This is a genomic window from Bradyrhizobium sp. F1.13.3 (assembly GCF_040548265.1).
GTDB lineage: Bacteria > Pseudomonadota > Alphaproteobacteria > Rhizobiales > Xanthobacteraceae > Bradyrhizobium.
The window spans coordinates 190,511-203,372 of sequence record NZ_JBEPRI010000009.1; the positions used below are offsets into that span (position 1 = coordinate 190,511).

At 62.8% G+C, this 12,862-nt stretch carries 3 protein-coding genes; 1 reads left to right on the forward strand and 2 read right to left on the reverse strand.

Annotated features, from left to right (window positions below; translation table 11 throughout):
- The first annotated feature begins 19 nt into the window (after positions 1-19).
- Positions 20-1,615, forward strand: coding sequence for an ABC transporter substrate-binding protein (locus ABIB66_RS24425; RefSeq protein ID WP_354060916.1), 1,596 nt, complete (start codon positions 20-22; stop codon positions 1,613-1,615).
- A 275-nt stretch (positions 1,616-1,890) separates the two neighbouring features.
- On the opposite strand, the gene ABIB66_RS24430 is transcribed toward ABIB66_RS24425, so the two are convergent.
- Both ABIB66_RS24430 and ABIB66_RS24435 read right to left on the reverse strand, forming a co-directional pair.
- The gene (locus tag ABIB66_RS24430) at positions 1,891-4,122 is read right to left on the reverse strand and encodes a CHASE2 domain-containing protein (protein ID WP_354207684.1); all 2,232 of its coding nucleotides are present in this window, start codon (positions 4,120-4,122) and stop codon (positions 1,891-1,893) included.
- A 145-nt stretch (positions 4,123-4,267) separates the two neighbouring features.
- Entirely contained in the window at positions 4,268-12,355 is an 8,088-nt protein-coding gene (locus ABIB66_RS24435; RefSeq protein ID WP_354255943.1) for a VCBS domain-containing protein, read from the reverse strand.
- Positions 12,356-12,862 lie beyond the last annotated feature (507 nt).

The window sequence follows — 12,862 nt, forward strand, 5'->3', positions numbered from 1 at the left end:
TTCCCTGGAGCTTTGGCCTATGCGTATCCGACTATCGACCTGTTTCGCCGTGCTTGCACTGGCGCTGTCCGCGATTCCGGCGGGCGCCGAAACGGTGCTGCGCTACGGCATCTCGATGGCGGACATCCCGCTGACCACCGGCCAGCCCGATCGCGGCGCCGGCGCCTACCAGTTCACGGCCTACACCATCTACGATCCGCTCGTGGCGTGGGAGATGGACGTCGCCGACCGGCCGGGAAAGCTGGTGCCGGGACTGGCCACCGAGTGGAAAGTCGATGACGAGAACAAGACCAAATGGCGCTTCACTCTGCGCAAGGGCGTGAAGTTTCACGACGGCAGCGAGTTCAACGCTGATGCCGTGATCTGGAATCTGGACAAGGTGCTCAACGACAAGGCGCCACAATTCGACAAGCGCCAGAGCGCCCAGGTCAAGACCCGCCTGCCTTCGGTCGCGAGCTACGCCAAGATCGACGACTCTACGGTGGAGATCACCACCAAGACGGTCGATTCCTTCTTTCCCTATCAGATGTTGTGGTTCCTGGTGTCGAGCCCGACGCAGTACGAAAAGCTCGGCAAGGATTGGGACAAGTTCGCCAGTCAGCCCTCGGGGACCGGCCCGTTCAAATTGACAAAGCTGGTGCCGCGCGAGCTCGCCGAGCTCACCAAGAACCCGGATTACTGGAACAAGAAGCGCATTCCCAAGGTCGACAAGCTCGTGCTGGTGCCTATGCCGGAAGCGCTGACGCGCACAAATGCGCTGCTCGCCGGGCAAGTCGATCTGATCGAGACGCCGGCGCCGGATGCCGTGCCGCAGCTCAAGGCCGCCGGCATGAAACTCGTCGACAACGTCACGCCGCATGTCTGGAATTATCATCTGAGCGTGCTGCCGGGTTCGCCCTGGACCGACATCCGCCTGCGCAAGGCGCTGAACCTCGCGATCGATCGTGAGGCAGTCGTTGGACTGATGAATGGGCTTGCAAAACCCGCCAAGGGCCAGGTCGATCCGTCGAGCCCCTGGTTCGGCAAGCCGAGCTTCGAGCTGAAATACGATGTCGCCGCGGCGAAGAAGCTGGTCGAGGAAGCCGGTTACTCCAAGGCGAAGCCGCTGAAGGCGACCTTCATCATCGCACAGGGCGGCACCGGCCAGATGCTGTCGCTGCCGATGAACGAATTTTTGCAGCAGAGCTTCAAGGAGATCGGCATCGATATCGATTTCAAGGTCGTCGAGCTCGAGACACTCTATACGCACTGGCGCAAGGGTGCGGCCGACGAGATGAACGCCGGCATCACCGCCAACAACATCGCCTATGTCACCTCCGATCCGCTCTACGCCATCGTCCGCTTCTTCCATTCGAGCCAGATCGCGCCGGTCGGCGTCAACTGGGGTGGCTACAAGAACCCGAAGGTCGACGCGCTGATCGACGAGGCCAAGCAGACCTTCAACAGCACCAAGCAGGACGAGCTGCTGGCGCAGGCGCACGCGCTGATCGTCGACGACGCCACGCTGGTGTGGGTGGTGCACGACACCAATCCGCACGCGCTGTCGCCCAAGGTCAAGCAGTTCGTGCAGGCGCAACACTGGTTCCAGGATCTCACGACGATCGGGGCGGAGTGAGGGCCGAGGCCGGCACTCAACTTCCGCAAACACCACCGTCGTCCTGGCGAAAGCCAGGACGACACCTCTTATTGAGGCGACGGCCTGCGAGTTCGAACACCGCTGTCGTTCGGTCTAGTGCGCAATTGCGCACGGGGGGCCGGGACCCATAACCACCGAGTTGAGTTCGGCGACGACAGCCAACTCCGATCTGGCGTAACAACTTCTGCTGCGGAGTATGGGTCCCGGCCTGCGCCGGGACGACACGGAGGGTTTGGCCATTAGCAAACGCCCCCTCACTTCGTCAGCAGCGCATAGGCCCCGGTCCAACCCTCCGGCGGCGGATTGACCTGGAATTCCTTGATGCGCACTTCATATAGGTTGAACAGCTTTTCCAGCGTGTCGGCATCCTCGCTCCTGCGCCCGCGTTCGATCGCGTCCAGCGCGCCCTGCCAGTCACGGCTGCGATAGCAGGCGAGCATTTCGATGGTGACGTTGCGCAGCCGCTGGAAGGCGCCTGAATGCATCACGTCCGCGCGGCCGGCGATGGCGTAGATCACTTCCGGCTCGGTCTTGCCCTTGACCATGATGAAGTCGAGTTCGAGGATCGCGAACTTGTCCTTGGCGGCGAGGGCGGTTCTCGAGCCGACGATAATGGGAAAGCCGTACTCCTTCGACTGGCCTTCCAGGCGCGAGGCCAGGTTCACGCTGTCGCCGAGCACCGAATAGTTCTTCTTCAGGTCGGAGCCCATGTTGCCGACGACGCCGATGCCGGTGTTGAGACCGATACCGACATTGAGCGGGATGTAGACGTGGCCGCCATCAATGGCTTCCTGCTCGCGGTCCTTGTTCACCGCGTCGATCTTCTCCAACATCTGGATCGCCGCTTCACAGGCGTTGACCTCGTGCTCGGCATCGTCGAGCGGCGCGTTCCAGAACGCCATGATGGCGTCGCCCATATATTTGTCGATATAGCCCTTCTGATCGATGATCACGTCGGTCAGCGGGGTCAGGAAGCGGTTCATCAGCGCGATCAGGCCCTGCGGATCGTGCTTGTAGGTTTCCGATATGGTGGTGAAGCCGCGCACGTCGGAGAACATGATCGTCATCTCGCGCTCCTCGCCGCCGAGCACCAGCTTTTCCGGCGACTGCGCGAGCTGCTCGACCAGCACCGGCGACATGTATTGCGCGAACATGCCGCGGATCTGCACGCGCTGCCGCTGCTCGCGCACGAAGCTGGCAAAGATCAGCGTCAAATAGATCGCCGTGGTCGAGAGCAGAGGATAAGTGAAGTCGATGAGATAGCGGTGCTGCGCATAGAAGAACCAGGACACTCCGATCAGGATCGCGGCGAAGGTCGCGCCGGCAAGCACGAGGCGGACCGGTCCGAGGTTCGGCGTGAAGATGATGACGAGCAAGCCGATGACGAGCGCGGCGAGCAGCTCGACGCCGAGCGCATAATTCGGCTGGGAGATCACCGCGCCGCTCAGCACACTCTCCAGCACCTGGGCGTGGATCTCGACGCCGGGCATGGTCGAGGACACCGGCGTGGTCTTGATGTCGTTGAGCCCGACCGCGGAGGTGCCGACCAGCACCAGCTTGCCGGCGATCTTGTTCGGCGCAACGGTGTTGTCGAGCACGTCGGCCGCCGAGACGTAGATCGAGGGATCCTGCCGCGCATAATGCACCCAGAGCTGACCGTTCCTGTCGGTTGGGATCTCCACGCCCTTGAGACGCACGGCCCGCACGCCGGTCTTGTCGGTCCGAACCAGCAGCGTTGGCGTGCCCGTGACGACGCGCAAAATCTCGAGGCTGAGCGAGGGCATGACCATGCCTTGGGCGCGCATGATCATCGGCACGCGCCGGATCAGGCCGTCGCGCTCGGTCTTGATCGAGAACAGACCGCGGCCGGCCGCGACCTTCTCGATCTCGGGCACGTTGCGCAACAGCCCGGGAAACTCGAACAGGAAGCGCTCAGCACCCTCTTCGCCGACCGTTGCGACGCCAGTAAAGGGCAGCGACTTGTCGACCTCGGACGAAATCGCCCGCTGCCCGGTCTCGCCCAAGATCACGCGCGAGCGCTTGATCGCTTCGGAGAGTATCTGGTCGTTGCTCGGCAGCTCGCGCAACTTGGCGCGGGTGGCGTCGTCCAGGTAGCGCATCTGGCTCGCGACCAGATCCGGATTGAGCCGGTCGGCCTCCGAGAACACGATGTCGAAGCCGATCGCGACCGCGCCGTGACTGGTGAGATTCTGGATCAGGTCGGCGATCCGCGTCCGTGGCCACGGCCACTGGCCGAGCTTGGCGAGGCTCTTGTCGTCGATGTCGACGATGGTGACCGGCCGCGCCGTCTTGTGACGCGGATCGATCAGCTGAAACATGTCGAAGGTGCGCAGCCGCAGTTCCTGGATCGGCGGCGGATCCCAGAGGCGAGCGCCGGCAAATACGACCAGCAGCGCAAGGCACATCAGCCGCGCAAACCCCAACTTGCGCGCAAACCACCGCCGCAGGATCTTGAGACGTTTCATTTCAGTAGGACTTCCTGCCTCGCATCATACCGTGCGCGCCGATCATGGCGCGCCGGCCCGCGATTGGCCATTCCTGAATGCGGAGGACTATGGAATTTTTGCCGCGGTCGAGCTGCGGGCCGACAGCAGGCAGGCCCGGCCGCGATCAGGTGATATGGAAGATGAAATCGCTACCCTTGAGACTGGCTGCGATCACGTTCTTGAGCAACAGAGCCTCATGCTCGGTGATCGGCGCGCCCTCCAGGGGATTTACCTGCTGCTGCCAGGTGACCAGCGTGTCGTCGGAGTCCTGCTGCTGGACGATGGTGAGATTGTTGGTGGAGCTGACACTCGAGAACTGCCGCAGGTCGATCTTGTCGAGGCCCTCGGTGAAGTCCGTGATGGTGTGCGAGAAGTCGGTGAGGGGTTGCCCGTTATCGTCGTACAGCACGCCCGGTGCGAACACGAACTGATCCTTGGAGTCGCCGCCGGTCAGCGTGTCGTTCGTATCGGTGCCGAAGATGACGTCCTTGCCGCTGGTGCCTTGCAGGCTGACGCCCTGGCTGGTGTCGCCGGCCTCGTTGAAGATGAAGTGGACGGTGTCGAACAGGCCCGTGGTCTTGTCTGTCACCGTCAGCGTGATCTGGTCGGTGTCGGGCGGGGAGGCTCCTGGACTGTAGGTCACGCCATCGGCGAGGGCCGAGTTGATATCGTCGAGGTTGCCGCAAGCCGTCCCCGGATCGACGCTGCTATCTGGATCATGCCCGGTTACTGCGGTCATCTTGAAGTCGTCCGTCGCGGCACCGGAATCGGTGTCGACGACTGAGAGACGGGTGATGGAGTCGGTGTTCAGCTCGTTGCTGTGCGAGACCTGGAAGTGATCGGTGTTGATGACAGGACCGTAGGCGGGTGGCGCCGTCACTTCCGTATCGATAGTGGTGAGGTCGTGCGAGACAGGCGTCGTTCCGCCGGTGCCCGTCGCCGTAAGATCGATAATCGCGGGCGACGAAGAATCGGTGATTGCACCGGTATAGGTGTCGTCGAGGGCATGCACGCCCAACGCATCCGGCGTCCCGGTGAAGCCATCGGCTGGCACGAACCTGATCAGCGTATCCGTGCTCAGCACCAGTGCGCTCGTGTCGCTGACCAAACCGATGTCGACCCATTGATCGGTGCCGTGGAGCTCGTACTGCCAGATGCCCTGCGCAGCAGAGGCCGTGTCCGACGTCACCGCGACCGCGGTGAAGCTTGCACCGGTGTCGACGTCGTGGAATTTGTCCGTGAACAGGCTGACGATCGTAGCTCCGCCCGGATTGCTCTCGTTGCCCGTAACCGAGGCCAGCGTCGTGCTGTCGAGCGTCGGCGCGTCGTTGGTGCCGTTTATGTTAATGGTGACGACGCCGTTGCCGGTGCCGGTCGCCGTGTGCCCGTCGCTCGGCACGATCGTGTATTGCAGCGAGAGTGTCTGGCCGGCCGCGAGGAAGTCGAAGGCATGGCTGCCCGAATTGAATTCCCACGTGAACTGGGCGTGGTTGGCCGTGCCATTCAGGATTTCGCCAGAGGGCACGGTGAAATAGTTCAGCAGGTCCGAGGCCCACAACCCTTCGAACCCGTCCGCCTTTAGATCGCCCTGGAGATAAACGTCGACATGGTCATTGCGCGCGACGCTGACGTGATCGGCGGTGTCGAGATCGGACAGCGTCAGCGTGCCGGTCTTGTCCAGCCCCGCATCGGTCTCGCTCACGGTGGCGACGGCGCTGTCGCCGCTTGCGGCCGTGATCACCGGCGCGTCGTTGGCGCCTGTTACGTTCACCTCGAACGTCGCCGTGCCGACGGCGCCTTGCGCGTCCGTGGTCTGCACCGTGAACGTATCGATATGATTGCCTTCCGAAAGCGCGTTGATCGAAGCCGCGTCGGGAACGTAGGTGTAGGTGCCGTTTTCGTTGACCGTCAGCGAGCCGTACAGGCCAGCCGTCGTCCCGTGACTATCCGCGTTCAGAACGGCATAGGTCAGCCCCGCCGTCTCGCCATGGTCGGCGTCGGTTCCGACCAACGTTCCCGTGATGTCCGAGAAGCTGTCGGCGATCGCCGTATCGACGAGCGGATCCGTGGTGACCGCGGCCAGGGTCGGTGCGTCGTTCCTGCCGGTGACCGTGATCGTGACGTCGGTTGTGGCGGTCTCGCCGTAATCGTCCGTGATCGTGATGGTGGAAACGACCTTCGCGGTCTGGTCCTTGGCGAGGAAGTCCAGCGCTCCGTCGGCGATCGAATAGCTCCAGGTGACGGTGCCATTGTTCAGCCCAGCCTGCGGCAAAAGCGTCAGTCCGCTCTTGAGCGCCGCGATATCGTCGGGCGTTAGCGAACAGGTGAGATTGGTGATGTGATCGGCGCCAAGCGAGGTCACGGCTCGGCCGGTGATCTGTGCCGTCGGAAGGTCGGTCAGGTCGATGTCGGTGAAGTCGATCGCGCCGGTCGCGGGCGTTGACGTATCGGACGTGGCGAAGTCGCCGGTGGCATCCGCCTGCTCGGACACGCCCCCCGCCAGCACGCCGCCGGCGGTGAAGGCCGGCGCGTGGTCATCGGTCATCGTGATCAGCGTGTGGCCGGTGCCGACGTCACTCCCGGCGAAATGGGCATTGCTGTAGTCGGCGCCGGCCAGGTCCAGGCTGATGTGATTGCCGTCCGCATCGGTTACCGTCAGCACGCCGCCGGTCGCAGGATTGGAATTGGCGACATAGACCGCGCTGGTGCCGAGCCCGTATTTGATCATCGAAAGGTCGATCGTGTCGTTCGCGGAAAGCTCCGCGATCGAGCCGCCGAACGTATCCGTATCGATCTCAAGCGCGGCGCCGTTGCCCGCAAGGTTGATCGTCTGCGCGACCGTACCCTCCAGCTTCAGCAGCGCACCGGCATCGACGGTGACCGAGCCCGTGCCGGTCAGCGAGCCGAACAGCGACAGCTCGCCATCATGGACCTCGATGCTGCCGGTATTGCTGATGGTGCCCGAGATCGACGCCGTGCCCCAGCTGTCGATGTGGTTGTGATTGACGAGGCCGGGCCCACTCAGGGAGATCGAGGCGCCGTTGAGGAGATCGATGACACCGTCATTGAGGATCGTCGACGCATTGCCGAACACGCTCGTGCCGGCGACCGTCCAGGTGCCGCCGGACTCGTTGTTGAAGGTCGCGGTGGCGACCGAGATATTGCCGTTGATGTGGCCGGTGTTGTTGATCGTGATGCTGCCACCGATCTCGACAATCGCATCGGTCGCGGAGGTCACGCTCGAGGCGGCGGCCGGCCCGATGGTGCCCGAATTGTCGATCACCGAACCAGTCGTGTCCTGCTGGACGTGGATCGCCGCATTGCTACCGGCGCCCACGATCGAGCCGGAATTGACGATGTGGATCGAACCGGTCGCGCCCGAAAACTCCAGCGTCGCGCCGACATCGACGATCACCTGGCCTGAACCGGCGATGCCGCCCGCAAGGTCGAGCGTGCCGCTCTGGACCTCGATAATACCGGTATTGGTGACGCTGCCCGTGACCGTATCGACGCCAGCGCTGTAGAGATTGCCGGCATTGCTCAGGCTGCCACCGTTGATCGAGACGTCGGTCAGAAAGAGCTTCGAGGTGCCGTCGACCGTGATCGACCCGGCACTGGTGTTGCTGACGGTGAGATTTGCCAGCTTCAGCGTGCCGTGGTTGACCGCCTCAAGAGCCGCGGTGTTGGCGATATCCTCACCGGAAACGTCGAGCACGCCGCCGTTCGCCTGAATGAGATTATGATTGGTGATGGCATGAAGCGTGGCGGGATCGATCATCAGCGTGCCGCTGGTGACCGTGATCGTGCCGGTGTTGGTGATGTCGGCGTTGTTGACCGCGCTCGTGCCGGTCGATTTCAAGGTCCCGGCAATCGTCACCGTACCGCCGTCGATGGTGGCGCCCTGGAGATCGAGTGTCGAGTTGGACTCGACCGAGACACTACCGCTGCCGATATTGGTCACCGTCATCCCGATCAGCTTCAGCGTTCCATGATCGATCGCCGCCAGCGTGCCGGTGTTTGCGATGACTTCGCCGTTGATGTCGAGCTCGGCGCCATTGGCCCGGAGGATGCCGCCATTCGCGATCGAGGTTGCGGAGGTCGTCGCCAACAGCGTCAACGCGCCGAGGGTTGCCTCGATCAGATAGTCGTTCGAGATGTTGGCGTCGGTAATCGAAGTTGCGCCGGTCGAATTCAGCGTGCCCGAAACATTGAGCGTGCCGCCGGTCAGGCTCGCACCGTTCAATGTCAGCTTGCTGCTTGCATCGACCTTGACCGTGCCATGATTTGCGATTGCGGTGCCCGCAACAGTCACGTCATCCAGCGTTAGGATGACGCCGCTCTCAACCGTCACGGCAGTCGCGCTCAGCGTCGCTGATTGATCGATCTTGCTGGCGCCGGTGACGTCGATTGTGCCGGCGCCGTTGACGGTTCCACCCGAAATCTCCGTGCCCGACAGTGTCAGCGTCTGGCCGGCGTCGACCGTCACCGTGCCGGTATTGGTCACGACGTCGTTGAGCAGCGTCGCAGCGCCGGCGATCTTCAGCGTGCCGGTATTGGCGACCGCGCCACCCTGGATGCTGGCGCCGTCCTTGAGCTTGACGGTGTTGTCGAGCTCGATGCCGGCATTGTTCGTGATAGTCGAGCCCGACACTGTGATGCCGTCCAGCGTCAGCTTGGCATCGGCGCTAACTGTGGCCGTGCTCAGCGTGGCGCCGCCGTCGATCTTGCTGGCGCCGATGACGTCGATGGTGCCGGCGCCGTTGACGGCCCCGCCCGAGATCTCCGTGGCTGACAGTTTCAGCGTCTGGCCGCCATCGACCGTCACCGTTCCGGTGTTGGTCACGACGTCGTTGAGCAGCGTCGCGGCGCCGGCGATCTTCAGCGTGCCGGTATTGGCGACCGCGCCACCCTGGATGCTGGCGCCGTCCTTGAGCTTGACGGTGTTGTCGAGCTCGATGCCGGCGTTGTCCGTGATCGTCGAGCCCGACACTGTGATGCCGTCCAGCGTCAGCTTGGCATCGGCGCTAACTGTGGCCGTGCTCAGCGTGGCGCCGCCGTCGATCTTGCTGGCGCCGAGGACATCGATGGTGCCGGCGCCGTTGACGGCCCCGCCCGAAATCTCCGTGCCGGACAGTTTCAGCGTCTGGCCGCCATCGACCGTCAGCGTTCCGGTATTGGTCACAACGTCGTTGAGCAGCGTCGCAGCGCCGGCGATCTTCAGCGTGCCGATATTGGCGACCGCGCCACCCTGGATGCTGGCGCCGTCCTTGAGCTTGACGGTGTTGTCGAGCTCGATGCCGGCATTGTCCGTGATCGTGGAGCCCGACACCGTGATGCCGTCCAGCGTCAGCTTGGCATTGGCAGTAACTGTGGCGGTGCTCAGCGTGGAGCCGCCATCGATCGTGCTGGCGCCAGTGACGTCGATCGTGCCGAGACCGTCGATCGTACCGCCGCTGATCGTCGCGCCGTTCACCGTCAGCTTGCCGGTCGCATCGACCGTGACGTTGCCGCTGTTGGCGACTGTCGAGCCCTGGTCGATCGTCAGCCAGCCATTCGCCAGCACCTTGATCGTGCCGCCGGAGGCGTTGGAGACGGTCTCGTGGGCGAACTCCGCTGTGCCCTTGACGTTGACTGCCCCTGAATTGTTCAGCGTGCCGTTCTCGATCAGGCTGGTGCCGTCGAGCTCCAGCGTGCCCAGAATCGTCACGGTGCCACCGTCGACCGTCGCGCTGTCGACAATCAGCGTCGTGCCGGCATCGGCCTTCAGCGTGCCGCCGGCATTGTGGATCGTGGCGAGCGTCGTCAGCGTGCCGCCGAACAGCTCGATCGTGCCGGAATTAGTTATCGTGGTACCGCTGGCGAAATCGCCGCCGCCCTTGAGCGTCAGATAGCCGGCATTGGTGAGGACGCTACTGTCCAGGAACTCGGCCTTGCCACCAACCGAGATCGTACTTGCCGCGAAATTTGTGAGCTTCGAATCGGCCTTGAGGCTGACCTCGCCCGCAATCGTCAACGCACTCTTGTTGATGACTTCCGGCGCCGTGTGGCCGACCGTGGTGTCGTAGTCGTTCATCGTGATCGACTTGGCGTAGGCCGCGGTGTCGATCGTCACCGGATAGGACGGCGTCAGCCCGTGCAACTGATCGGTGATAACGATGACGTCGTCATTGATGGTCGGGACCGTGCCGGTTGCCCAGTTCGCGGCGTCCTTCCAGAAGCCGCCGGAGGGAGCGCCGGGCTTGTCGGTCGCGATCCACACCACGGCGGGAGCGTCGGTGCCGGTGATCGTGACGGTGATGGTCTGCTGCGAAGTGGCGCCTTGCGCATCCTTGAGCGTCACGGTGTAGACCAGCGTCAGCACCTCACCCTTGGGGATGAAGTCGGCGAGATAGACCGGCAGGTCAGCCAGCGACCAGTTGATGGTGCCGGTACCGTCTCCGGTGCTGTCGGCACCCGCCGCGATCGCGACTGACATCGCGCTCTGGAACGCCGCGAGCGGCCCCGGCGGAACGGTGCCATCCGGCAGGGTCGCGCTGGTCAACGCCACCGACACCGTATGCTTGTCGGTGAGATCGACATCGTCGAAACTCAGCGTGCCCGTCGTCGGAACATCGCTGGTGAGCGGGCCACCCGGCACGCTGGTGCCGCCTTCGAAGATGATGACCGGAACGCTGCTGGTGATCACCGGCTTGTCGTTGGTGCCGGTGATCGTGATGGTGATGTCGATGGTCGACGTTTCGGGATTGACCGAGAAATTATTGTTGACGCGGACCTTGTAGGTCAGCGTCAGCGTTTCACCCGCCGCGAGGAAGTCGAAGACGTGGTCGGGGATCCTGTAGGTCAGGTCCGCCGAACCGTTGTTGTTGTTACCGGCGGCTGCGGCGACGCTGATCTGGGCCTGCGTTGCCGCGATGTCCTGCTTCTGGAGTGCTGAGAGCGTCCCGGTGACATCCTGCTGGCCGGCGTTCTTGTAGACATAGTTCGGCGCGTCACCCAGGTCTATGCTTACCGTCGGCCGGTCGCCAAGGTTTTGGTCGACGAAAGTGATGCGGAAGATAATCTCGTCGGGCCCCACGGTGTCGCCGGACGCGTCCGCGCGGTCGCCGGTCGCGTTGGCGTGCTCGGTCAGCTCGAACGCCTTCTTCACATTGCCGTTGAGATCGAGGCTGCGCGCAAGGGGCGGGCCGGGAATGCGGGTGCTGGTCGACGGATCATGGCCGGACCCCTGCGATGTCGGCTCAGGGAGATGCGTGAAGGTCGCGGTCGCGGTGGCACCGGTGTCCGTCTTGATGAAGACAATGTTGCCGGTCTGCGTGATCGAGTCCGTGAAGTTCTGGGTCAGCTTGGTGTTGCTGTTGTTGTCCGTGAACTTCAGCGTGAACACGTCCGTGATCAGCTTCTGAATGTCCGGCGACATCAGGGCATTGGAGATCGAGACGTTGCCGCCGCTGATCTGGATCATCTGGCCGGCCTGGTTGACTGTCGCGATCGGCAGCAGCGTGACCTTGTCGAACAGGATGTAGGAGCCCGTGGTGCCGTTCGGCTCGACCAGCACCTGGAAGCTCGCCTGCGGCTGCGGATCGCCGCCGCCGGCGGGAACAACGAAGTTGATCTGGGTCAGCACCGCCGTGCCGCGGATGCCCATGGTGGCGACCGGCGTGTCGATCTTCATGTCGCCGTGCTTGGCGGTCTCGCCGGCGACGAAGGTGATGGTGCCGGCGACCAAGCTCAGCAGCGAGGAGTTGCTCGACCCGTTGGGGTCGTAGACCATCTCGTTCAGCACCATCCGCGCATTAGAGGACAGGCCGAACACCGTGCCGTCGATGAACGTGATGCCGAGCGTCGAGTCGCCACCGGTCGAGACCACGTCGCCCTTCTCGACGTTGTCGCCGTTGTTCAGGATGACGGAGACGCCGTTGCGGACCGCGGTCGCGCTGCCGGAGAGCTTCGTGACGTGGCCGATGACCTGGGCGGCGGCAATGCCGGAAGCGGTCTGCGCATATTGCACATGGCCGGTGAGTGCGTTGACGACGTCCCCGGTGAGGTGCGCGCCGTCGGGTGAGGCGATCGCCGCGCGCTTGTCGCCCCTGAAATAATCGTGAACGACGAAATCGTGCCCATCATGGGACAGCACAAGGTCGAGACCGGCGCGCTTGAAATCGCCGTTGAAGATCAGGTTCGGGTCGGGAACCACGAATGCGCCATCAGGCACGTGACCGTGTGCCTTCGCGATAAAGGAATCGACATGGCCATCGGCGGGCGATCGGGAACCCAAGCCGTCCAAGGAAATCGCGGCGTCAAATTTGCCAGCGTAATTCAATCCGGGCACCAAAAAAGGAGTTAAAATCTAAGTAAGTATCGCTCGCCTAAACTTGCATATCATTACCAAGTCCTTAGCGAAACCACCTATTGCTTGTGTGATTTCGCATCACCAAGCGGTCGATGCTCCCGCGCGGCGGGGCATCCGCAGAGAAGGCAAAGTAATTTTTGAAATATTCATAAGTAAAGCAGCGCTTATTTCCGCTCATTTCAAGTCACCCCGTGTACTCCATTGTAGAAATCCTACAATAGATACTTTTGTCATCTTTTGTTCGTGGTACCCCGCACCACCTTGCGGCAAATACCGAGCCAAATCTGTGATCCAACTAACAGAACTCGTGAAATAGCGAGCCGTTAGCCATAAGGCGCAGAATCAGTTCCAGGACAACTTGTGCCTGCA